This window comes from Spectribacter acetivorans (assembly GCF_031846305.1).
Lineage (GTDB): Bacteria > Pseudomonadota > Gammaproteobacteria > Nevskiales > Salinisphaeraceae > Spectribacter > Spectribacter acetivorans.
Window position 1 is genome coordinate 356681 of record NZ_JAVRHY010000001.1, and the last position, 23714, is coordinate 380394.

19 protein-coding genes are annotated in these 23714 nt (G+C 67.1%); 12 read left to right on the forward strand and 7 right to left on the reverse strand.

What is annotated here, in order from left to right; all coding sequences use genetic code 11:
- The first annotated feature begins 29 nt into the window (after nt 1-29).
- Complete coding sequence (ggt, locus tag RM531_RS01620; RefSeq protein ID WP_311656784.1) at nt 30-1721, forward strand: gamma-glutamyltransferase; 1692 nt, start codon at nt 30-32, stop codon at nt 1719-1721.
- A 116-nt stretch (nt 1722-1837) separates the two neighbouring features.
- On the opposite strand, the gene RM531_RS01625 is transcribed toward ggt, so the two are convergent.
- Complete coding sequence (locus RM531_RS01625) at nt 1838-2347, reverse strand: DUF2489 domain-containing protein (RefSeq protein WP_311656785.1); 510 nt, start codon at nt 2345-2347, stop codon at nt 1838-1840.
- Here RM531_RS01625 and RM531_RS01630 point away from each other — a divergent pair.
- Nucleotides 2333-3706, forward strand: a complete 1374-nt coding sequence (locus RM531_RS01630) for a cytochrome P450 (protein ID WP_311656786.1) — start codon at nt 2333-2335, stop codon at nt 3704-3706. The two genes, RM531_RS01625 and RM531_RS01630, sit on opposite strands and share 15 nt — an antisense overlap.
- A gap of 30 nt (nt 3707-3736) precedes the next feature.
- On the opposite strand, the gene RM531_RS01635 is transcribed toward RM531_RS01630, so the two are convergent.
- Together RM531_RS01635 and RM531_RS01640 are read right to left on the reverse strand one after the other, a co-directional pair.
- On the reverse strand, nt 3737-4054 hold the full coding sequence (locus RM531_RS01635) for a hypothetical protein (RefSeq protein WP_311656788.1): 318 nt from the start codon (nt 4052-4054) through the stop codon (nt 3737-3739).
- 84 nt (nt 4055-4138) lie between these two features.
- Complete coding sequence (locus tag RM531_RS01640) at nt 4139-5335, reverse strand: acyl-CoA dehydrogenase family protein (protein ID WP_311656790.1); 1197 nt, start codon at nt 5333-5335, stop codon at nt 4139-4141.
- A gap of 239 nt (nt 5336-5574) precedes the next feature.
- On the opposite strand from RM531_RS01640, the gene RM531_RS01645 reads away from it, so the two are divergent.
- A complete protein-coding gene (locus tag RM531_RS01645) occupies nt 5575-6342 on the forward strand; it encodes a glucose 1-dehydrogenase (protein ID WP_311656792.1) in 768 nt (255 codons plus the stop codon).
- A gap of 32 nt (nt 6343-6374) precedes the next feature.
- Here the strand turns inward: RM531_RS01645 and RM531_RS01650 are convergent, their stop codons facing one another.
- The 4 genes from RM531_RS01650 to htpG form a co-directional block, all read right to left on the reverse strand.
- On the reverse strand, nt 6375-7181 hold the full coding sequence (locus RM531_RS01650; RefSeq protein WP_311656793.1) for a crotonase/enoyl-CoA hydratase family protein: 807 nt from the start codon (nt 7179-7181) through the stop codon (nt 6375-6377).
- Nucleotides 7182-7288: 107 nt separating this feature from the next.
- Nucleotides 7289-7687 carry a putative toxin-antitoxin system toxin component, PIN family gene (locus RM531_RS01655; RefSeq protein ID WP_311656795.1) on the reverse strand — a complete coding sequence of 133 codons (399 nt, stop codon included), beginning with the start codon at nt 7685-7687 and terminating at the stop codon, nt 7289-7291.
- Nucleotides 7684-7914 carry a CopG family ribbon-helix-helix protein gene (locus tag RM531_RS01660; protein ID WP_311656797.1) on the reverse strand — a complete coding sequence of 77 codons (231 nt, stop codon included), beginning with the start codon at nt 7912-7914 and terminating at the stop codon, nt 7684-7686. Before RM531_RS01660 ends, RM531_RS01655 begins: the two co-directional genes overlap by 4 nt.
- Before the next feature lie 97 nt (nt 7915-8011).
- A complete protein-coding gene (gene htpG, locus RM531_RS01665; protein ID WP_311656799.1) occupies nt 8012-9940 on the reverse strand; it encodes a molecular chaperone HtpG in 1929 nt (642 codons plus the stop codon).
- An 80-nt stretch (nt 9941-10020) separates the two neighbouring features.
- Here htpG and RM531_RS01670 point away from each other — a divergent pair, with 80 nt between their 5' ends.
- The 9 genes from RM531_RS01670 (at nt 10021) to RM531_RS01710 (ending at nt 23713) form a co-directional block, all read left to right on the forward strand.
- Nucleotides 10021-10407 carry a VOC family protein gene (locus tag RM531_RS01670; RefSeq protein ID WP_311656801.1) on the forward strand — a complete coding sequence of 129 codons (387 nt, stop codon included), beginning with the start codon at nt 10021-10023 and terminating at the stop codon, nt 10405-10407.
- A 54-nt stretch (nt 10408-10461) separates the two neighbouring features.
- Nucleotides 10462-11406: an aspartyl/asparaginyl beta-hydroxylase domain-containing protein gene (locus RM531_RS01675; RefSeq protein ID WP_349255375.1), complete on the forward strand. Its 945-nt coding sequence runs from the start codon at nt 10462-10464 to the stop codon at nt 11404-11406.
- Between the two features lie 278 nt (nt 11407-11684).
- On the forward strand, nt 11685-13877 hold the full coding sequence (locus RM531_RS01680) for a TonB-dependent siderophore receptor (protein WP_311656805.1): 2193 nt from the start codon (nt 11685-11687) through the stop codon (nt 13875-13877).
- 97 nt (nt 13878-13974) lie between these two features.
- Complete coding sequence (locus tag RM531_RS01685; protein WP_311656807.1) at nt 13975-16095, forward strand: TonB-dependent siderophore receptor; 2121 nt, start codon at nt 13975-13977, stop codon at nt 16093-16095.
- Nucleotides 16096-16169: 74 nt separating this feature from the next.
- On the forward strand, nt 16170-17636 hold the full coding sequence (locus RM531_RS01690; RefSeq protein WP_311656808.1) for an amidase: 1467 nt from the start codon (nt 16170-16172) through the stop codon (nt 17634-17636).
- Nucleotides 17637-17703: 67 nt separating this feature from the next.
- A complete protein-coding gene (locus tag RM531_RS01695) occupies nt 17704-18711 on the forward strand; it encodes an alpha/beta fold hydrolase (protein WP_311656809.1) in 1008 nt (335 codons plus the stop codon).
- A gap of 253 nt (nt 18712-18964) precedes the next feature.
- Nucleotides 18965-19438, forward strand: coding sequence for a GbsR/MarR family transcriptional regulator (locus tag RM531_RS01700; protein WP_311656810.1), 474 nt, complete (start codon nt 18965-18967; stop codon nt 19436-19438).
- 22 nt (nt 19439-19460) lie between these two features.
- A complete protein-coding gene (locus RM531_RS01705) occupies nt 19461-20591 on the forward strand; it encodes an efflux RND transporter periplasmic adaptor subunit (RefSeq protein WP_311656812.1) in 1131 nt (376 codons plus the stop codon).
- Nucleotides 20588-23713: an efflux RND transporter permease subunit gene (locus RM531_RS01710; protein WP_311656813.1), complete on the forward strand. Its 3126-nt coding sequence runs from the start codon at nt 20588-20590 to the stop codon at nt 23711-23713. The genes RM531_RS01705 and RM531_RS01710 overlap by 4 nt, the downstream gene beginning before the upstream one ends.
- The last annotated feature ends 1 nt before the right edge of the window (nt 23714 follow it).

Consider the following 23714-nt stretch of genomic DNA (forward strand, 5'->3'; position numbering starts at 1 on the left):
CCATTACCGTGCGTATCGTTCCCGGTCGAATGATTCGATCCCTTGTCCTGTGGCTGACCCTGGCCGGCGCCGCAGGCATGGCCGCAGCGGCGGAACCACCGCCGGGTGCGGCCGTGGCCAGTGCCCATCCCGCGGCCACCGAGGCCGGCATCGAGATTCTGGAAGCCGGCGGCAACGCATTCGATGCCGCGGTGGCGGTATCCGCCGCGCTGGCGGTGGTGGAGCCGCAGGGCTCGGGCCTCGGCGGCGGCGGTTTCTGGCTGCTGCATCAGGCCGGGTCCGGTCGCAACGTCATGGTGGACGGCCGCGAGGAGGCCCCGGCGGCGGCCACCGAGGACATGTACCTGGACGAGGACGACGACTACGTGTCGTCGCGTTCCAAGAACGGGCCGCGGGCCGCCGGGATCCCCGGCGAGCCGGCGGCGCTGGCGCACATTGCCGAGAAATACGGCGAGCTGCCGCTGGCCGAGTCGCTGGCGCCGGCGATCCGCCTGGCCCGGGACGGCTTCGCCATCGGCGACGAGTTGGTGACCCTGCTGCACTGGCGGGCGACTACCATGAAGACGGTGGGTGGTGTGGCCGGTGAGCTGTTTCTGCCCGGGGGCGTGGTGCCCGACGCCGGCTTCGTGCTGAAGCAGCCGGCCCTGGCCGACACGCTGACCCGGCTGGCCGAGCAGGGGCGCGACGGGTTCTACACCGGGCCGGTCGCGCAAGCGCTGGTGGACGGCGTGCGTGCGGCCGGCGGTATCTGGCAGCTGTCGGATCTGGCCGATTACGACGTGATCGAGCGCGCGCCCATCGTCTCGAGCTTCCGGGACATGACGCTGATCGGCGCGCCGCCGCCGTCCTCGGGCGGGGTAGTGCTGGCCGAGGCGCTCAATATTCTCGACCGCCTGCCCTGGTCGGGCCTGTCCGAGGTCAAACGCAAGCACCTGGTGGTCGAGGCCATGCGCCGCGCCTATCGGGACCGCGCGGCCTACCAGGGCGACCCGGATTTCGTGGATATGCCCATCGACCGGCTGATCAGCGGTGATTACGCGGCCGGGCTCCGCGTGGGTATCTCGCTGGAACGAGCCACGTCCAGCGACAGTCTGGCGCCGGCGACGGCGGATGTGTCGCCCGGTACGGATACCACGCACTTCTCGGTGATGGATGCCGCCGGCAACCGGGTGGCGGCCACGCTATCCGTGAACTATCCCTTCGGCAGCGGTTTCATGCCGGCCGGCACTGGAGTAGTGCTCAATAACGAGATGGATGATTTCTCCGCCAAGCCGCTGACGCCCAACGGCTATGGTCTGATCGGCACCGGCGCCAACGCCATCGCACCGGGCAAGCGACCGCTGTCCAGCATGAGTCCCAGCTTCGTGGAGGCGCCCGACCGGACCCTGGTGATCGGCACGCCGGGCGGCAGCCGCATCATCTCCATGGTGTTGCTGGGCATTCTCGAGTTCGCCGAAGGCGCGGACGCCCAGGCGATTGCCGCACTGCCCCGGTACCACCACCAGTTCCGACCGGATCATATCTACTTCGAGCCGGCTGCCCTGTCCGACGCCGAACGGGACGCGCTGAAGGCCATGGGGCACGCGCTGGAGTTGTCCGATCGGGATTACGGGGACATGCAGGTGGTGATTCACGACCGCGCCGGTAATCGGCTGGAGACCGGGAGTGATCCGCGGGGTATCGGGGCTGGAAAGGTTCTGGTGGCCGAAGAAGACGATTAAACCGTGCAGCGCGACACGATGTGTAGGGCGCCATTCATGGCGCCTGCCCGAATCAAAAGGCCACCCAACATCAGGCAAGGCGCTGGGGTCGTGCCGGGCAATTGCCGACGACGCCGTTACGCTGCCCGTGATGCCTCGTCAAAACGCTCGGCGAGCGCATTGGCCTCGGCGATGACCCGCTCCCGATACTGAGCCTCCAGCAGCTGGCGCTCCGCATCCAGCCGCTCGATCTCGGCCCGGGGGCGCTGGCGGCGGGCCAGCCGCCGGGGCATGTGTTCGGTGGCGTCATGCAACCCGTAGATGGCCGGGTAGTGATACTGGCCCTCGCCCGGCGGCAGGCGGTTGTCGATCAGTACCTTGAGGCGGATCGCCGCTTCGGTGAGGTTGAGATCGTCCTGCAGCAGGGCGTTCGTGATCAGCCGGATGCTTTGCGACTGGTCGGCCCGGGCCGCGCGGTGCTGTTCGGCCAGCGCCCGCCGGCGGGCCAGCACGCGCCGCCAAAGCCAGGCGGCGTAACCGGCCAGGCCCAGCACGATGACGGCGCCGACGATCATCAGGAAATCGAGCATGGCCGCATTGTACGCGCCGGTTGTCGGTGTCGACGCGTTGTGGTGCACTCCGTTCACGTCATCCGCCGCCGCTTCTTCATGGTCGAAAGCCTCTATCCCCCGGTTCCCCGCTCGCAGTCGGACCTGCGCCATCTGCCCGGCGAGCGCGGGTTGCCGGTGCTGGGCCAGACGCTGTCGTTCGTGTTCCGCATGGACGAGATGCCCCGGCGATTGTGGGAGCGCTACGGGCCGGTGTCGCGGGGGCACGTGCTGTTCGAGCCGGTGGTGAACATGCTGGGGCCGGATGCCAACCAGTTCGTGCTGGCCGACCGGGCCGGCAATTTCTCCGCCTACGGCGGCTGGGAGCCGATCATCGGCCGGCTGTTTCCGCGCGGGCTGATGCTGCGTGACGGCGAGGACCATCGCGCCCACCGCCGCATCATGCAGACGGTGTTTCGCAAGGAAACCCTGGCCGAGGACCTGGCGTTGATGCAGCCGGTGATCCGGCAGCACGTGGAGGCCTGGCCGGAAGAGCTGGCGTTCTACCCGGCGATCAAGTCACTGACGCTGGAGATTGCCGCCGCCATCTTTCTGGGCCTGCCGCTGGGCCGGGAAGCGCGCGAGATCAACGCGGCCTTCGTGGACGTGGTGGAAGCCTCCATGGCCATCATCAAGGCGCCGCTGCCCGGCACCCTGTTGCGGCGGGGCCTGATCGGCCGCCGCCGGCTGGAGCGTTTCTTCCGCGAGCATCTGCCGGCCAAGCGCGCCGCCGAAACCCCGGACCTGTTCAGCCGGCTGTGCCACGCGCGCTCGGAAGACGGCGAACGCTTCTCCGACGCGGAGGTCGTGGATCACCTGGTGTTCGTGATGATGGCCGCTCACGACACCACCACCAGCGCGCTGTCGTCCATGGCCTATCTGCTGGCACGGCACCCCGACTGGCAGGCCAGCCTGTACGACGAAGTGAGCAGCGTGTCGGCGCCGCTGGCCCATGAGGATCTGGACCGGCTCGAGCAGACCGCGGCGGTCCTGCGCGAGGCCCTGCGTCTGTATCCGCCGCTGCCGGCGATGCGGCGCCGGACCCTGCGGGACTGCGAGTTCGAGGGTTTCCACCTGCCGGCGGACACGCCGATCAACATCTTCAACCACTTCACCCACCACATGCCGGAATACTGGGACGAACCCGAGCGTTTCGATCCCACCCGCTTCCAGCGCCAGGAACACCGGCGTCATCCCTTCCAGTTCATTCCGTTCGGGGCCGGGGCGCACACCTGCATTGGGCTGCATTTCGCCGAACTGCAGGTGAAGGCGGTGATGCAGGCATTGCTGCGGCAGCGCCGGCTGACGGTCGAGCCGGGCTATCACATGCCCTGCCAGGTCAGTCCCATCAGCAAGCCGCGCGACGGTCTGCCGCTGCAGTTGATCCGTCGCGGCTGATTCGCGGCCGGGCGAGAATTCGAGGCGCGCTCAGGCGCGACGAACGCGAACCTCGGCCACCACGCCACGCTCGACGAGCTTGCCGCGGACTTCCGCGGCTACCTGATCGTGGACCCGACGGCTCACCAGCCGTGGCGCCACGCGGCCGAGTTGTCCGCCCCAGCGAGTGTGCTCGCGTGCCAGTTCGATCGGATTGTCGATCGTGATCTCGATGGCGGTGCCGCGTTCTGCCGGATCGAGCCGGGCCTGCACCTGGCGCAGCCGCGCCCAGAGCACGACGCTGAGAGCGCCGAGCCCGGCAGTGGCGAGGATCAGGGCAACAACAAGGGCAGCAGAACCCGGGGGCATCGGCGCGAGCAGGGCAGGTTGGCGGCGCGCAAGCTTAGGGCGTGACCGCGTTGCCTGCAACGCGCCCCCGGCGTCGGATGACGGTCAGGCGGCGTCGCTGTCGTCCTTGCTCTGGGCCGCGCCTTTCTTCTTCTTGCCCGGCAGGATACCCATCAGTTTGCAGATGATGCCCAGCATGATCTCGTCGGCGCCGCCGCCGATGGAAATCAGGCGGGTGTCGCGCAGGGCGCGGGCGGTTTCCGACTCCCACATGTAGCCCTGGCCGCCCCAGTACTGCAGACAGCTGTCAGCCACCTCGCGGGCCAGCCGACCGGCCTTCAGCTTGGCCATGGAACACAGCATGGTGGCGTTCTCGCCGCGGGTCATGGCCTCGGTGGCGCGGTAGACTGCCGAGCGCAGCATTTCCACCTCGGTCTTGAGTTCGGCCATGCGGAAATGGATGGTCTGGTTGTCGATCAGCGGCTGGCCGAAGGTCTGGCGGTCGCGGGTGTAGTCGATGGTGGCATCGATCAGGCGCTCCATGCCCTTGAGCACGCTGGCGGCGCCGAACAGACGCTCCTCCTGGAACTGCAGCATCTGGTACATGAAGCCGGCGCCTTCCTGGCCGATCAGGTAGCGCTGCGGCACCCGCACGTCGTCGAAGAACAGCTGTGCGGTGTCCGAGGACCACATGCCCAGCTTGTGCAGCTTGCGGGCCCGTTCCACGCCGGGGGTGTCCAGCGGCACCATGATCAGGGACTTGTTCTCGTGGACCTTGCCCTCCGAGGTGTTGGCCAGCAGGCAGATCCAGTCCCCCTTCATGCCGTTGGTGATCCACATCTTGGAGCCGTTGATGATGTAATCGTCGCCATCCTTGCGGGCGGTGGTCCTGATCCCGGCCACGTCGGAGCCGGCCTGGGGTTCCGACACGCCGATGCAGGCCACCTGTTCGCCCGATACCGCCGGGCCCAGGAACTCGGCCTTGAGTTCATCCGAGCCGAAGCGGGCCAGCGCCGGCGTGGCCATGTCGGTCTGAACGCCGATGGCCATCGGTACCGCGCCGCAGGACACCCGGCCGATCTCTTCGGCCAGGACCAGTCCGTAGCTCCAGTCCAGGCCCAGGCCGCCGACGGATTCGGGCTTGGTGATGCCCAGCAACCCGAGCTCGCCCATCTTGCGGAACAGCTCGTGGGAGGGGAATTGCTGGGCCTCCTCCCACTCGTCGACGAAGGGGTTGATCTCGTTGTCGACAAAGCGCGCGACCGTGCGGCGCAACTCTTCGTGTTCGCTGGTGAACTGCATGGCTGATCCTCGTCGAGGCAAATAATGAAATCGGTGTTACCGGGAAGAATCCCGTAATGCAGGCGTTGTTAGTAGCACGGCGGCAGCGAAGGGCTCAACAGGTAACGGAAATTTCCGTTTTCGGTTGCGATCCCCGGTGTCCCGGATGACGCGGACTTTCCCGGGTGTCCGGTAGCGGTTACATTGCCGGGAAAACGCGACGATGCACGTCACGACCACAACAACGGAGGAGAGCGAACATGGGGGATTTGCAGGGCAAGATCTGTCTGGTGACCGGCGGACTGGGCGGTATCGGCCGGGCCTGCGTGGAAAAGTTTCTTGCCGAGGGCGCCACGGTCCTGTTCACCGATCTGGACGAGGCCGCCGGCCGGGCCGCGGCCGAGGAGCTGGGCGACCGGGCGGCATTCATGGTCCAGGACGTCACTGATACCGACGCCTGGCGCGAGGTCTTCGCCACCATGCGGGAACGCTGGGAGCGGGTCGACGTGGTGGTCAACAACGCCGGCATCGCCGAAGTGGCCAATATCGAGGATGTCAGCCCGGCGTCATGGCGGCGGACGCTGGCGGTAAACCTGGACGGGGTGTTCCACGGCACCCAGCAGGGTATTGCGGCAATGAAGGCTGGCGGTGGCGGGTCGATCGTGAACATCGCCTCGATCGAGGGCTTCATCGGCGAGCCGATCGTGCCGGCCTACAACGCCAGCAAGGGCGGGGTGCGGATCTTCTCGAAATCGGCGGCCAACCACTGCGCCCGGTCCGGCTACAACATCCGCATCAATTGCGTCTGCCCGGGGTTCGTGGGCACCGAGATGGTGTCCGGCGCCATGGCCGCCCTGCCGCCCGATCAGGCGGCCGATTTCGAGACCGCCCTGATGCAGCGGGTACCGATGGGCCGCCTGGGCGAGCCTGCGGAAGTGGCCAACGCGGTGGCGTTCCTGGCCAGCGACGAGGCCAGTTTCATCACCGGCGCCGATCTCTGCGTGGACGGCGGGCATACCGCAAGCTGAGCCCCTAGGCGGGCCGCGTCGTCCGTCAGTGCTCAGATATCGGTGAAATCGCCGCTGCGGCCCTTGCCGTCGGCGAAGCGCCCGGCGCCGGTCACGCCCTCGCCGGACAGGCAGGCCTGGCCGTTGTACCACTCGCGCTGCTGGGCCTCCCGCACGCTCAGGCCGTGCTGCATGTATACCGAGCGCCGGTCGGCGTTCATGCAGGCCTGGGGGAAGCGGGCGATGTCGGCGGCCATGGCCTCGGCGTGTTCGCGGGCGCTGCCGGACGGCACGATCGATTCGCAGGCGCCAATGCGCAGGGCCTCCTCGGCGCCGACCTTGCGGCCGGTCAGGATGATCTCCATTGCTCGGCCCTGGCCCACCAGCCGTGGCAACCGTACCGTGCCGCCGTCGATCAGCGGAATGCCCCAGCGCCGGCAGTAGACGCCGAAATAGGCGTCTTCGGCCATCACGCGGATGTCGCACCAGATGGCCAGTTCGAAGCCTCCGGCCACCGCCGGGCCCTCGACCGCCGCGATTACCGGCTTGGACAGATCCAACCGGGTGGGGCCCAGCGGTCCGCGCGGCACCGGGGCGTTGTCGTCGAACGGGTAATCCAGTTCCGGCAGTGGGCGGTTGCTTTCGCCCAGGCTACTGACGTACTTGAGATCCCAGCCGGAGCAGAAGGCCCCGCCCTCGCCCCAGAGCACCGCCACCCGAGCCTCCGGATCGGCGTCGAACTCATTGAACGCCGCAACCAGCGCGTCGGCGCTGGCCGGGTCCATGGCGTTGCGGGCCTCATCGTAACGGCTGTGGATGATGGTCCAGATGTGGCCCTGCTTTTCTGTGCGAACGGTCATGCGTGGCTCCCGATGGGTGGCAGGCCGGCAACCTTAGCAATTGGTCATCGCCTGCGCGCCACCCGGCGGCTCGACCTGCATCAGCACGACAGACAGAGCCGAAAGACTTACTGGCTGCCAAGAAAGTCGGCTGGGGTCCGGATGGGGATGCCGCGGAAACTGTCGAGGTCGAGCAGGTCGCGGTCGCCGCTGACGATGACATCCGCATGCGCCGCCAGCGCGGTTTCCAGCACCCGGTTATCCGCCGGATCCTGCGTGATGACCTGCAAAGCTTCGGAGGGAGCAACGAATTCGAATGATGTGCTGAACACCCGCAGCATCTGCGCGACTTCCGTCGTGGTCAGCCCGAACTTCGGGCGACGCAGGACCGCGTCCAGTTCCCGGAACATCGGGGTGCTGGTGTAATTCACCAGCCGGTCACTGGCAATCAGTCGCAGAACCCGGTTGGGCGGACCGCCGAACAGCAGACCCGAGACGATGACGTTGGTGTCGCAGACAACTCTCAAGCCTGCCGCACGGCATCGATTTCGCGTTGTATATCCGCTTCGGTCAGCCCCTGTTCGTCCGTGGCGCGTTGCCCGATATCGAACAGGGCGTCCCAGCGGCGCTGACGCTCGATGTAGCTGCGGGCCGCTTCCCGCAACAACTCCGACCGCGAGCGGTGCTCGCGCCGTGCCACCTCGTCAATGGCGGTCAGCAGTTGATCCTGAAACGAGATGTTGACGGTGGTCATGGTGACGGCGCTCGTGAATATACAAGCATTGTATGTGCGCGCCGTCTACCCCGCAACCGGGATTTCCGGCCGCGGCGCGGATTGGGCACCCAGGCACTCAGGCCGCGGCACCGTCCCGGTTGCCGCCATCGCCGGACAGGCTCAGCAGCATCTGATTCATCCGCCGAACGAAGGTGGCGGGATCGTCCAGTTCGCCGCCTTCGGCCAGCACCGCCTGCTCGTGCAGCAGGTGGGCCCATTCGCCGAAACGGTCATCGTCGGTTTCGCCGTCCATGCGCTTGACCAGCGGGTGAGTGGGGTTGACCTCCAGGTGGGCCTTGCTGCCCATGGGAATGGACTGGCCGGCCTCCTTGAGGATGCGCTCCAGATGCGCGGACAGCCCGGCCTCGTCGGCCACCAGACAGGCCGGGGAATCGGTCAGGCGGTGGGTGACGCGGACTTCACCGACGGTCTCGCCCAGGGCGGTCTTGAGTCGCTCCAGCAAATCCTTGGATTCGTTCTCCAGCTTTTTCTGTTCGGCCTTTTCCTCGTCGGTTTCGGCCTCGCCCAGGTCCAGCGCACCCTTGGCCACGGACTGGAATGCCTTGCCCTCGAATTCGGTGAGGTGGGCCATGACCCACTCGTCCACGCGGTCGGTGAGCAGCAGCACCTCGATGCCCTTCTTGCGGAACACTTCCAGATGCGGGCTGTTCTTCGCAGCGGCCAGCGATTCCGCGGTGTGGTAGTAGATTTTCTCCTGCCCCGGCTGCATGCGGGCCACGTAGTCGGACAGCGATACCTTCTGGGCCGGATCGTCATCGTGGGTGGAACTGGCCCGGATCAGTTTCGCAATGATCTCGCGGTTGTCGCCGTCCTCGACCACGCCTTCCTTGAGCACCGGGCCGAATTCGGACCAGAATGCGGCGTAGTCTTCGGGGCGCTTCTCGGCCATGTCCTCAAGCAGGCCCAGCAGCTTCTTCACCGAGCCGGCGCGGATGCGGTCGATCACCCGGTTGGACTGCAGCAGCTCGCGGGATACGTTCAGGGGCAGATCGTTGGAATCGATGATGCCGCGCACGAAGCGCAGGTAGCGGGGCATGAGCTGCTCGGCGTCGTCCATGATGAACACCCGCTGCACGTACAGCTTCACGCCGTGGCTCTGGCGCTGCGGGTCGAACATGTCGAACGGCGCGCGCTTCGGGATGTACAGCAGTGACGTGTATTCCTGGCTGCCCTCCACCTTGTTGTGGGTCCAGGTCAACGGGTCGTCGAAATCGTGGCCCACGTGCTTGTAGAAGGCCTTGTACTCGTCCTCGTCGATGTCGGACTTCGGCCGGGCCCACAGCGGGGCGCCGCGGTTAACCTGTTCCCAGTCGCCCGCCTTCTCGTCGTCGGCGTCGCCCTCGGTCCGCATCTTGATGGGGAAGGCGATGTGGTCGGAATAGCGTTCGATCAGGTGGCGCAGCCGCACGGGCTCAAGGAACTCGTCCTCGCCCTCGCGCAGGTGCAGCGTCACTTCGGTGCCGCGGCCGGGCCTGGCCACCTCTTCGAGGGTGTATTCGCCACCGCCGTCGGATTCCCAGCGGATGCCGGTTTGCTCGCCGGCCTTGCGGGTGGTGACCGTGACCCGGTCGGCGACGATGAACGACGAGTAGAAACCCACGCCGAACTGGCCGATCAGGTGCGCGTCCTTTTTCTGATCGCCTGACAGCGAATCCAGGAACGCCCGGGTGCCGGACTTGGCGATGGTGCCGATGCGGTCGATCACCTCGTCCCGGTTCATGCCGATGCCGTTGTCGGTGATGGAGATCGTGCGGTTGTCCGCATCCACCTCGATCCAGATCGCCAGATCCGGGTCCTTTTCGAACAGCGAATCGTCGGCCACCGCCTGGAAGCGCAGCGTATCCAGCGCGTCGGAGGCGTTGGATACCAGCTCGCGCAGGAATACCTCCTTGTTGGAATACATGGAGTGGATCATCAGCTGCAGCAGCTGCTTGACCTCGGCCTGGAAGCCGTGCGTTTCGCGGTTGGCGGTGTTGTCGCTCATCGTCGTGAAGTCCTTGCGGTTCGCCCAATCGATCCCGGCGAGATAGGGTCGGTACGGCGTTTTTCAAGCGGAGACGCGACTTGCGTATCGAATCGGTGAATGCCGTGACGCTGTTCGTGGCGGAGATGGGAGCCGCCTGCGCGTTCTACGAGGCACTGGGTTTCGTATTGAAATTCGGCGGCCCCGACGCGCGGTTTACCAGCTACCACGCCGGTGACAGCTTCCTGAATCTGGCCGTCGCCCCGGCCCCGGAGACCGGCTGGGGCCGGGCGATATTCCATGTGGACGATGTGGATGCCGTATACGCGACGGCCCTGGCGGTCGGGCTCGAGCCCGCCTTTCCGCCGTGCGATGCGCACTGGGGCGAGCGCTATTTCCACATCCGCGACCCGGACGGACACGAGCTGTCCTTCGCCCGGCCGTTGTCCGGCGCTGGTGTCGTTCCCGATACCGGGCCGCTGCGATAGAATGGGTCGCTTGCGGGTCAGGTGGACCCGGAACAAGACGACGAGGACGCCGACATGGGTATCTGGTTGCTCACCGCCTTTGTACTGTGCGCGGTTTACGTGCAGATGCGTGGCCGGGTCCGGCACGCGGGGCTTGGCCGGAAGATTTCCGACCACGCCAATCTGTTCGCGCCGATCAACTGTCTGTTCTACTGGACCTCGGCAGTGCGCAGCGATCCCTATGCGGCCGTAGACCAGTTCCCCGAGTTGCGGACACTTCAGGAAAACTGGGAAACCATCCGCGACGAAGCCCTGGCGCTCAACGACAGTGCCCGCATCGCCGCCTCCGACCGGCTCGATGACATCGGCTTCAATTCCTTTTTTCGCTCCGGCTGGAAGCGCTTCTATCTCAAGTGGTACGGGGCCAGTCTGAAATCGGCCGAGCAGCTGTGTCCGCGGACCGTGGCGCTGGTCAACCAGTGCAAGTCGGTCAAGGGGGCCATGTTTGCCATGCTGCCCCCGGGTGGCCGGCTGGTAAAGCATCGCGACCCCTACGCGGGCTCGCTGCGCTATCACCTGGGGCTGGCCACCCCCAATTCGCCCGACTGTTACATCTGCGTCGACGGCCAGAAATACCACTGGCGGGACGGCGAGGCAGTGATGTTCGACGAAACCTTCATCCACTACGCCGCCAACGAAAGCGACAGCAATCGCATCATTCTGTTTCTGGACGTGCGCCGGCCGGTCCGCCTGTTCCTGGTGGACTGGTTCAATACGCTGTTCTCGCGTCTGGTGGTGTCGGGTACCGCGAGCAAGAACACCGAGGCCGACAAGGTCGGCTTCATCAACAAGGGGTTCTACTACCTCTACCAGTTGCGCACGCTGGCCAAGCAAGTGAAGGCCTGGAACCGGCCGGTCTACTACGCGCTCAAGTACCTGCTGTACGGCGGACTGGTCTACTGGCTGTTCCTGCGCGGCTCGCTCGAGTGGTTAGCCGGGGTGGTCGGCGTATCGGGCTGAGTCGCCGGCTCGAGCGCGGCCGACACGACGGGCCCGCAAGCAGCACGATTCCCGCGCGGCCGTAAGGCCGGCGCGGGTCGCAACCACGGCGATCATCTCCCCCGTCTGATGTTGGTCGGCAGCCTGATGCCCGGCCGCCCGCCGTTCCGTTCTCGGATTCCCGGCCGACGATCTCGATTCGTGTCGTTGCACGGCAGCACTGGAAACTCCCGAGCGCGTTCCGTAGAATGAATGCGAATGACTTGCATTAATAACCAGCAATGACTGAGGGAGAGCTCATGACACATCGATATCGGGGAATGGCGGCGGTCGCCGGCCTGGCCATGGGTCTGGCGCTGCTGGCGCCGGGCCTGGCCGCAGCCCAGCAGGAATCCGGCAACGGGGCCACGGAACTCGGGCCGATCAGCGTCCAGGCACAGGGTGAATCGGCCACCGGCCCGGTGGATGGCTACAAGGCCGAGCGTTCCACCACCGCCACCAAGACCGACATCCCGCTGATCGAGTCGCCGCAGTCGGTGTCGGTGATCTCGCGCGAACAGCTGGAGGATCGCCAGGCCGACAATCTGGCGGAAGCCGTGGCCTATACCCCCGGGATCTACGTGCAGAACCGCGCGGCGCAGCGGGTGATCGATTCGTTCTCCATCGACATCCGCGGCTTCTCCGCCCAGAACGCGACCTACCGCGACGGCACCCAGATCCAGGCGGGTCTGGTGTACGACTCGCCGCTGGAAACCTACGCCTTCGATCGCATCGAGATCCTGCGTGGCCCGGCGTCGATCCTCTACGGCCAGGCCCAGCCCGGCGGCATCATCAATCTGGTGACCAAGAAGCCGACTGTCCAGCCACTGCGAGAGATCGGTCTGGAGATCGGCGGCGACGGCCACAAGCAGGCCACCGTGGACATCAGCGACCGCATCGATGAAAACGGCGACTGGCGCTACCGAGTGACCGGTCTGGTGCAGCGGGCCGATACCTTCATCGATTTCGTCAACGACGACAGCACCTACATAGCACCCAGCCTGACCTGGCAGCCCACGGATGCGACGTCGCTGACGCTGCTGACGCACTACCAGTCCTACGAGACCCGCTATCCCTGGACCGCGTTTCCACGCCAGGGCACGGCGGACCCGGGCCAGTTCGGCCAGGTGCCCGACAACCGCTACATCGGCGAGCCCGAGTTCGACCGCTACGATTCGCAGGAATGGGCCGCCGGTTATCTGTTCGAGCACGAGTTCAGCGACGTGCTGACCTTTCGCCAGAACCTGCGCTACCGGGAGATCGAGTACGACGTACTCGACACCTTCCGCAACTATTTCGGGCCCTACATCGACGATGATCTGCGCACGCTGGTCGACCGCGGCCAGCGCATCCGCTACGACGAGGGTGACACCCTGACGGTGGACAACCGCCTGATTGGCAAGCTGCGTTTCGGGGCGGTTCAGCACACGGTACTGGCCGGCATCGACTACAAGACCCTGACGCTGGATACGCAGACCAGCGGCTTCGTTCCCATCAACGGGCCTGCCAGCGACCTCGACCTGTTCAACCCGGTGTACGGCCGCGACTTCGTGCCGCCCAGCCTCAATCCGCCCACGTCCACCGACGCCGACCAGATCGGCCTGTACCTGCAGGATCACATCAAGTTCAACGACCGCTGGGTGGTGTCGCTGGGCGGGCGCCAGGACTGGGTGGAAGAAGAAACTACCGGCCAGCCGACTGAGGATCAGGACGAACTGTCGCTGCGCGCGGGCGTGGTCTACCTGGCCGGCGGTGGCTGGGCGCCCTACGCCAGCTACTCGGAATCCTTCACCCCGAATTATGGCGAGAATCAGTTCACCGGCGAGGCTTATGACCCGCAGGTGGGCGAACAGCTCGAGGCCGGGCTGCGCTATCGGCCGCCCGGCAGCGGCCTGTCCGCCACCGTGGCCGTATTCGATATCACCCGCGAGAACGAGGTGGTGCAGAATCCCGCCAACCCGGGCAACCCCATGGATCAGGTGCAGATCGGTGAAACCGAGTCCACCGGGGCCGAGCTGGAAGTGATCGCCGACCTCACGGCAAACCTGCAGGTCATTGCCGGCTACACCTGGCAGCAGGTGGAAGTGGGCGAGGCCGGCGGTGCTCAGGCCACCAACGGCAAGCGGCTTGCCAACAAGCCGGAGCACCTGGCCAACCTCTGGCTGGACTACACACTCTATACGGGCCCGCTGGCCGGTCTCGGGCTGGGTGCCGGGGTGCGTTACACCGGTTCGTCGTTTGCCGACGGCGCCAATGCCGTCCGGTTCCCTTCGGCCACGCTGGTGGACGCCGCCGTACGCTATGACCTGGCCGGCAACGTGGGTTTGCAGCTGGCCGCCAACAATCTGTTCGACGAACAGCCCATTTATTGCGCGGGCACGGCCCCGACTTCGACTTGTGATTACGGCGTCCCGCGCCAGGTGGTCGGCAGCCTGACTTACCGCTGGCAGTAAGTAGCCGGCGGCCTCCGGGGCGCGGCAATGGCGCCGCGCCCCGCATTCCCGGCCTGCCGGCTCGCGGCGGGCCGAAAAACAATGGAAGGGAAAGACGATGAACAGTCGGTTGTTCATGACCGTCTGCGCCATCGGCTTGCTCGGCAGCATGGCTCTCATGCGCGTCGGGCCCGCAAACGCTGAGCCGGAGGCGCGCAACGACAATCAGGAAGCCGGCGAATCCCGGCTGGACCCGATCGAGGTGTCCGGCGACAGCGGCCGGGAAAGCGATGCCTACATCAATCTGGATCAACCCAGCCAGGTGGGCAAGAACCGGGTGCCGGTGGCGGACACGCCGCAGTCCATCGAGGTGGTGGAGCAGGACTTCATCCAGGATATCGGCGCCCAGACCATCGAGGACGCGCTGGTCTATTCGTCGGGGGTGTTCGCCGAGCAGTTCGGCTTCGATACCCGCGTGGATACCGTATCGGTACGCGGGCTCGATGCCTCCCGCTATCTCGACGGCCTGCGCTCGATCTACGGGTTCTACAACAGCGTGCGCACCAACCCCTACGCGCTGGAACGCATCGAGGTACTGAAGGGGCCGTCGTCGGTGCTCTACGGCCAGTCGGAACTGGGCGGCATCATCAACGCCGTGTCCAAGCTGCCGCGTGCCGAGCAGCAGGGCGAAATCTGGGCCCAGGCCGGGTCGTTCTCGCGCCTGCAGTTCGCCATGGATCTGACCGGGCCGCTGACCGAATCCGGCAATCTGCTCTACCGGTTGGTCGCACTGGGGCGGGATGCCGATACGCAGGTGGATTTCGTTGAAGACGACGGCTATGTGCTGTCGCCTTCGCTGACCTGGAAACCGCGTGACGGCACCGAGCTGACCGTCCTGCTCAACCGTCAGGTCAACACCGGCAAGGTGTCCGCGCAGTTCCTGCCCTCCCGCGGCACCATCGACCCCGCCCCGCGTGGCCGTATCCCCACGAACACTTTCGTGGGCGAGCCCGAGTGGGACCGCTACGACCGCGAGAAGACCGAAGTAACGCTGTTCCTGGATCAGCGCCTCACCGAGAACTGGGATTTCCGGGCCACCGCGCGGCATACCGATTCCGAAGCCGAAACCCGTGAGCACTGGACCCAGGTGGGCGAGGTGCCGGACGACGACGGCAACATCCCACGCACCATCTTCCAGAGCGACAAGGCCACTGACGTCACCAATCTCGATCTTCGTCTGGAAGGCGTGGTGGAGCTGGGGCCGACGCGGCACCACCTGGCGATCGGTCTGGACCATCAGGATGCCCTGTTCACCGAGGACAACTACTACTCCGGGCCCGGTGAGGGCGGCACCATCAACGTCTACGATCCGCAGTACGGCAATCTCCAGTCCCAGGTGCTGGACCCCGTCGACCGCCCGGACAGCGAAATCCGCCAGACCGGCCTCTACCTGATCGATCACATCGAGATCGATCGGCTGGTGGTGTCGGCGGCGCTGCGGCGGGATGACTCGGAAAACACCACGCTGGCCGTGGCCGGCCCGGATACCACGACCGAGGACGAGGTGACCACCGGCCGCGCGGGCCTGATGTACCGCTTCGATTCCGGTATATCGCCCTACGTCAGCTACGCGGAATCGTTCGTGCCCAATCTGGGTACCGACGAAGCCGGCGGCACGCTCGAGCCCACCACAGGTTCGCAGGAGGAAATCGGGCTGAAGTACCTGTCGCGCCGGCACAGCCTGTCGGTGGATCTGGCCTGGTTCGATATCGAGCAGGAAGACCGCGTTGCCCGCGGCAACACCCCCGGCGGTGTGACCCAGACCGGGGCCGTGGTCGACGGCTGGGAGGCGCAGGTCAAGAAGCGGTTCGGTCGCTTCGAGGTGCTGGCCAACTACACGCGGCTCGACGCGCGTGACGCGAGCGCGGGTACCCGCCTGGGCTATGTCGCCGAGGAGCTGGCCTCGGTCTGGAGCAAGTACCGCTTCGTGAACGGCTTTCGCCTGGGCGCCGGCGCCCGGCATCAGGCGGGGCTGGTTGGTGGCGGCGGCGCCACGGCAATCCCCGACGTCACGCTTTACGACGCCATGGCGGGGTACCGCACCGGCGCCTGGGACTTCAGCGTCAACGCCCAGAACGTCACCGACAAGACCTATGTTTCCTGGTGTCGCGGGCCGGGGCTGGACTGCGGTTACGGCAGCCGGCGCAACGTCACCGGCAACGTCCGCTACCGTTACTGACGGGGTCCTCACGGTGCCATCAGGCCCGCGGGGCCGTGCTATGCTGCATTACCGACAATAAATCTTTCCCGATAATGCAGCAGGCCTTCCCCGTCGGCGCGGCCGACCTCGCCCGTGCCATCGCCGCCGGCGAGATCGGCAGCCGCCAGGCGCTGGACGTGTTTCTCGAGCGCATCGAACGCCGGAATCCGGCCATCAACGCGGTGGTCGTGCAGGATATCGAGGGCGCGCGCGCCCGGGCCGATGCGGCCGACGCGGCGCGGGCGGCCGGGCAATCCTGGGGGCCGCTGCACGGCGTGCCCATGACGGTTAAGGACACCTGGGAAGTGGCCGGCATGGTCACCGCCTGCGGCGATCCCGGTCTGGCCGATTATCGGCCCGCAACCACAGCCGTGGCCGTCCAGCGGCTGCTCGATGCCGGCGCCATCGTGTTCGGCAAGACCAACACCCCGCGCATGGCCCAGGACCTGCAGACCTACAACAAGGTCTACGGCACCACCAACAATCCCTGGGATGTCAGCCGCACGTCGGGCGGGTCCTCCGGCGGCGCGGCGGCCGCGGTGGCTGCCGGATTCACCGCCCTGGAACTGGGCAGCGATATTGGCGGGTCGATCCGCACCCCGGCCCACTGGTGCGGGGTCTATGGCCACAAACCCAGCTACGGCCTGATCCCGATGACCGGCCATATTCCGGGGCCGCCGGGGACCCGGTCGCAGCCGGATCTGGCCGTGGGCGGGCCGCTGGCCCGTGACGCCGCCGATCTGGAACTGGCAATGGACGTGCTGGCCGGGCCCGATGACCTGGCCGGCCGGGCCTGGCGGCTGTCGCTGCCGCCGGCCCGGCATTCCTCGCTCGCCGATTTCCGCATCGGCTGCTGGTTCGATGACGAGTTCGCGCCGATCGATACCGAGACTCGCCGCCTGCAGGGTACGCTGGCGACGGCGCTTGAGGGGGCGGGGGCCGAGGTCGACGCATCGCCGGATCTGCCGGTTCGCTTTCCCGACAGCTTCCTGCTGTATCAGCAGTTGCTCAACGCGGTGGTCGGGGCCGGCATTCCGCCGAAGCTCTACCGCAGGGCCCGGCGGGCAGCCGCCCTTTTCCGGCTGATGCGGCGTACGCGGGCCGGCACCCTGGGCGGGTTCGTCGCCGAAGCCACCCAGAGCCACAAGACCTGGGCCGGCGCCCACGAACGGCGCGAGCGCCAGCGCCGCGACTGGGCGGCGTTCTTCGAACGCTTCGACGTACTGCTGATGCCGGTGACCGCCACCCCGGCCATCCCGCACAACCAGGAAGGCAACCTGTTCGCCCGCCGCATCGACGTGGACGGCCGGGCGCTGCCGTATCACGAGATGTTCAAGTGGATTGCCCCGCCGACGTCGGCGTATCTGCCGGTGACCGTGGCGCCGATCGGCCGCACCGCCGGCGGGCTGCCGGTTGGCGTGCAGATCGTGGCGCCGTATCTGGAGGACCGCACCGGAATCGCCTTCGCCCGGCTGCTGGCTGACGCGATCGGCGGCTTCGTGGCCCCGCCGGCGTCCTGAGGTCGTCGGCGCGGTCCATCCGTGGCACCGTATCGGATCGCGAACATCAAGGAACGCCGTGACTGCCATGCGTCTGACGCTGATTGCCGTATTCTGTCTTCTCGCCGGCCTGGCCCGGGCCCAGTCCGTCGAGGATCTGGGCGCGGATCTCGAAAATTTCGACTACCCGCATCCCGTCGAGGTCTTCGATCTGGAGACCCTGCGCGGCCCGGTGCCCATGGCCTACATGGATGTCGCGCCGGAAGGCGAGGGCAACGGCGAAACCGTCCTGCTGCTGCACGGCAAGAACTTCTGTGCCGCCTACTGGGAGGCCACCATCGCCACGCTGGTGGATGCCGGCTACCGGGTGGTCGCACCCGATCAGGTCGGTTTCTGCAAATCCGGCAAGCCGGCGGCCTACGGCTACAGCTTCCATCAACTGGCGGCCAACACGGCGACGCTGCTCGACCAACTCGAGGTCGAGCGAGCGACCGTGCTGGGACACTCCATGGGCGGCATGCTGGCGACCCGGTTCGCGCTGATGTTTCCCGAGCGCACGGACCGCCTGATGCTGGTCAACCCGATCGGACTGGAGGACTGGAAGGCGGAGGGCGTGCCGTATCGCGGAGTCGACGCCTGGTACCGGCGCGAGGCGGGCAAGGATTTCACCGCCATCCGTCGCTATCAGCAGAACTACTACTACGACGGCGAGTGGAAGCCCGAATATGAGCGCTGGGCGAGGATGCTGGCCGGCATGTATGTGGGTGACGACGTCTCCCGCGTGGCTTGGGCCCAGGCGCTGACCTACGACAGGGTCTACACCCAGCCGGTAGTGCATGAATTCGGCAATCTCCAGGTGCCGACCACCCTGTTCATCGGCCAACGCGACCGCACCGCCCTGGGCAAGGACCTGGTCGACGACGAACTTGCCGACCGCCTGGGCGACTACCCGGCCCTGGGCCGCGACGCCCGCGACGCCATTCCCGACGCCGAACTGGTCACGTTCGACGACATCGGCCATCTGCCGCATGTCGAGGCACCGGCGCGGTTCCATGACGCGTTGCTCGAAGCGTTGAACGTGCCAGCGACCGAGTAGTCCGGGTACAGGCGTTCAGACACGTCATCAGGCCATGCGGGGGCGCCGGATATGCTGGTCAGCAAGGCCGCGTGCGGGATGGGTTCCGCAGGAAAGCTCGTTTCTCCGGTCCCTGATAGAGCGCGCGCGGTTGCATCGCTGACGTAGTTGATTCGGGTGCGTCTCGGACATTGCCGTCGCCGCAGTATCGAAATCACGATTGTTAATTCATTCAGGATAGACTGAATGAACTGAATGCCACATAATGGCGCCCATGCCTGAATCCAACCCGACAGCCGTCGAAGCCTTCATCGAGCGCATGGGCCTGCATGCCCAGGGTGACGGGCTGCCGCGCATCGCCGGGCGCATGCTCGGTTACCTCATCGTGCACGGCGGTCCGGCCAGCCTGGCGGAGCTTGCGCGCATGCTGCAGGTCAGTCGTGCCAGCGTCAGCACCAATGCGCGGGTGCTGGTGAATCTGGGTGCGATCGAGCGCACCAGCATGCCGGGCGACCGCCAGGACTACTACCGCCTGGCGCCGCAGCCCTACGCCCGCATTCTGGAGGGTTACCTGGAACGCATGCGGCGCACCCGCATCGACGTGGCGCAGCTGGAGGCCGATCTGCCGGCCGAGTGGGCCGGCGCACGGACGCGCATCACCGAGATGCGCCGGTTCTACGACGCCGCGCTGGACAACACCGAGCGTGTGCTGGAGGCGCTGGCGCAGGAAGAAGGAAAACACCGATGAGGGACTGTCCCGGAGCGCGCCCGTGAAGCGGCTGCGCAACCTACACCCGGCGTGGATCGCCGCCGCCATCGCTGCGGCGGTCGCCCTGTGGATGGCGACCGGCCAGGTGGGCGAGGAACCGCGGCCGCAGTCGAAGACCGACGAGTCCGCGCCCGAGCCCGGCCGGGTGAGCGTGCAGGTACGCGAGTCCGAGGCCGAGCCGGTGATGCGGGAGGCCCGCCTGAGCGGTCGTACCGCGCCGGTGCGTGCGGTGACCGTGCGCGCGCGCACCCAGGGCCGGGTGGCGGAGATTGCCGCCGAACGCGGTGCACGGGTGTCCGAGGGCGAGGTGATCGCGCGGCTCGATCCCGACGACCGCCGCAGCCAGCTGGCCGAGGCGCGCGCCACCCTGGAGCAGCGCCGGCTGCAGTTCCAGGCCGCCGAGTCCATGCAGGCCAAGGGCTACCAGACCGAAGTCGATCTCGCCCAGGCGCGCGCCAATCTGGACGCCGCGCGGGCCGCGGTCGAGCGCATCCGTACCGACATCGACCACACCACCATCCGGGCGCCGTTCGACGGGGTGCTGGATACGCGCCCGGTGGAGGTCGGCGACGTGCTGGCGGTGGGCGACACCGTGGGCCGGGTGATCCAGCAGGACCCGTTCATCGTCTACGGCAACGCTCCCGAGGACGTGGTGCCCTATCTGGAGGAGGGCCAGCCGGGTAGTGCCGAACTGATCTCAGGCAAGACCCGCGAGGGGAAGGTGCGCTACATCGCCAGCGAGGCCGATGAAGCCACCCGCACCTTCCGGGTGGAACTCAAGGTCGATAACCTGGACGGCCGCCTGATCGCGGGTGCCTCGGCCGAACTGCGGCTGCCGTTGGAGGAAGTCACCGCGCACGCGGTGGAGCCGGCCATCCTGACCCTGGACGAGGACGGCGTGTTCGGCGTCAAGTCGGTGACCGACGATGGCACCGTGCGCTTCCACGCCGCCGACATCGTGCGCAACCGCGACGGCCGGGTGTGGCTGTCCGGCCTGCCGGAGCGCCTGCGGCTGATCACCGTCGGCCAGGGCTTCGTGCGCGCCGGCGATGCGGTGGACACCGGCACCGAGGACGATAACGACGCGCCGACCGCGGCCGCCGCAGCCGAAGCGGAGTCGCCGGCGCCGTGAACGGATTGCTGGATGCCGCGTTCGCGCGGCCGCGCACCGTGCTGGTGGCGCTGGCCGCCATCCTGATCGCCGGGATGATCGCCTACGTCGAGATTCCCAAGGAAGCCGAACCCGACGTCACCATTCCCACCATCTACGTGTCCATGGCGCACCAGGGCATCTCCCCCGAGGACGCGGCACGCCTGCTGGTCAAGCCCATGGAGCAGGAGCTCAAGGGCCTGGAGGGGATGACCGAGATCCGGGCCACCGCCGGCCAGGGCTACGCCAACGTGGTGCTGGAATTCGAGGCCGGCTTCGATCCCGACCGGGCGCTGGACGAGGTGCGCAACCGGGTCGACCGGGCGCGCCCGGAACTGCCGGACGAGACCGACGAGCCGCATGTCCAGGAGGTCAACGTCGCGCTGTTCCCGGTGCTGATCGTCAATCTCTACGGCGACGTCGCCGAACGCACGCTGGTGCGGCTGGCGCGCGATCTGAAAGACGAGCTGGAAGGCCAGTCCGGGGTGCTGGAGGCCGATATCGGCGGCGATCGCGAGGAGCAGATCGAGCTGATCATCGACCCCACCCGGCTGGAAACCTACGGCCTGTCGCTGGAGGAGGTCTACAACGCCGTCAGCCGCAACAACCAGCTGGTGCCGGCGGGCGCCGTGACCACCGGCAGCGGCCGCTTCCCGCTCAAGGTGCCGGGGGTGATCGACGACCCCGACGAGTTTCTGAACCTGGCGATCAAGGAATCCGAGGGCCGTGTGGTCACGGTGGACGACGTTGCCGAAGTGCGCCGGACCTTCCGCGACCCGCAGGGCTTCGCGCGCCTGAACGGCCAGCCGACGCTGGCGCTGGAGGTCACCAAGCGCCTCGGCGCCAACATCATCGAGACCAACGAAGCGGTACGCGAAGCCACCGAGCGCCTGCGCGAGAACTGGCCGGACGCGGTCCGGGTGGCCTACACCCAGGACCGTTCCGAGGACGTGCGCACCATGCTCTCGGACCTGCAGAACAACGTGCTGTCCGGCGTGCTGCTGGTGATGATCGTGATCGTGGGCATTCTCGGTCTGCGCGCCGGCACCCTGGTGGGCGTGGCCATTCCGGGGTCGTTCCTGCTCGGCATCCTGGTGCTGTCCGCGATGAGCCTGACGGTGAACATCGTGGTGCTGTTCTCGCTGATCCTGGCACTGGGCCTGCTGGTGGACGCCGCCATCGTGGTGGTGGAACTGGCGGATCGTTACCAGGCCGAGGGCCAGCCGCGCACCCAGGCCTACAAGCACGCCGCCCAGCGCATGGCCTGGCCGATCATCTCGTCGACCCTGACCACACTGGCCGCGTTCGCGCCGCTGCTGGTGTGGCCGGGCGTGATCGGCGAGTTCATGCGCTACATGCCCATCACCCTGATCGCGGTGCTGTCGGCGTCGTTGCTGATGGCGCTGGTGTTCGTGCCCAACCTCGGCGCGGCCGTAGGCGGCGCGCCGCCGTCCGGCGGCGAGCGCGCCTGGCGCCCCGGCGACAGCCTGACCGGCTACACCGGCGCCTACGTGCGGGTGCTGCAACGCATGCTGAATCATGCCGGCAAGGTGGCGCTGGGGGCGGTGGTCGCGCTGGTCGGCTCGGTGGTCCTGTACGCGAACGTGGGCAAGGGCGTGGAATTCTTCCCCGACATCGAACCGGACAACGCGGTGGTCCAGATCCGCGGGCGCGGCTCGCTGTCGGTCGAGGAAATCGACAGGTTGGTGCGCAAGGTGGAATCGCGCGTGGTGGGCATGGACGCCTTCGAATCCGTGTACGCGCGCAGCGGCCTGCAGTTTCGCGAGGGCACCGCCGACGACGTCATCGGCCAGGTCCGGCTGGCGTTCGAGGACTGGGAAACCCGGCCGCCGGCGGCCGAGGTCCTGGCCGAGGTCCGTAGCCGGGTGGCGGATATCCCCGGCGTGGCCATCGAGGTGCGCGAGCAGGAACAGGGGCCGCAGGAGGGCAAGCCGGTGGTGCTGGAGCTGTCCGGACCGTCGCTGGCCGAACTGGCACCCGCCGCCGAGTGGGTGCGCAAGGGTATGCGCGAGGTCGGCGGCTTCACCGACGTTACCGACAGCCGGCCCACGCCGGGCCTGGAATGGCGCCTGCAGGTCGATCGCGGCGAGGCCGCACGCTACGGCGCCGACATCGCCTCCATCGGGCAGGCGGTGCAGCTGGTCACCCAGGGCATCAAGGTGGGCGAGTACCAGGCCGCCGATGCCGAGGACGAACTGGATATCCGGGTGCGCTATCCACGGGCCCACCGTGACCTGGACGCCCTGAGCGATCTGCGCGTGCAGACCGCCGACGGCATGGCGCCGGTAAGCAACTTCGTCACCCGCGTGCCGGGCCAGAAGGTGGACCTGATCCACCGCACCGATGGTCGGCAGACGGTCAGCGTGGAGGCCGATGTCGCTCACGGCCGGCTGGTGGCCGCGCAACTCGCCGAGCTGCGCGACTGGGTGGCGGAGAACCGGGCCGACGCTGATCTCGATCCGCGCCTGGGCGTGACCTTCAAGGGCGAGGACGAGGATCTGCGTGAGGCCGAGTCGTTCCTGAGCAAGGCCTTCCTGGCCGCCATCGCGCTGATCGCGATGATCTTGCTGACCCAGTTCAACAGCTTCTACCAGGCGTTCCTGATCCTGTCCGCGGTGGTGTTCTCCACCATCGGCGTGCTGCTGGGGCTGATCGTCACCGGCCGGCCGTTCGGCGTGGTGATGTCGGGCATCGGCGTGATCGCGCTGGCCGGCATCGTGGTCAACAACAACATCATCCTCATCGACACCTACAACCTGATCCGGGCCGAAGGCCGCGGCTATCTCGACGCCGTGCTGCAGACCGGCGCCGAGCGCCTGCGGCCGGTGATCCTGACCACCGTGACCACGGTGCTGGGCCTGATGCCGATGGTGCTGGGGCTGAACATCAACCTGTTCGCGCGGGAGGTCAGTATCGGCGCCCCCTCCACCCAGTGGTGGACGCAGCTTTCCACCGCGGTGGTCGGCGGCCTGCTGTTCGCCACCGTGCTGACGCTGATCGTGACGCCCTGCCTGCTGGTGCTGGGGGCGCGCACGCATGATTGGCTCGCCGCGCGCCGCGGCGCGCGCACGGAGGGAGGCTGAC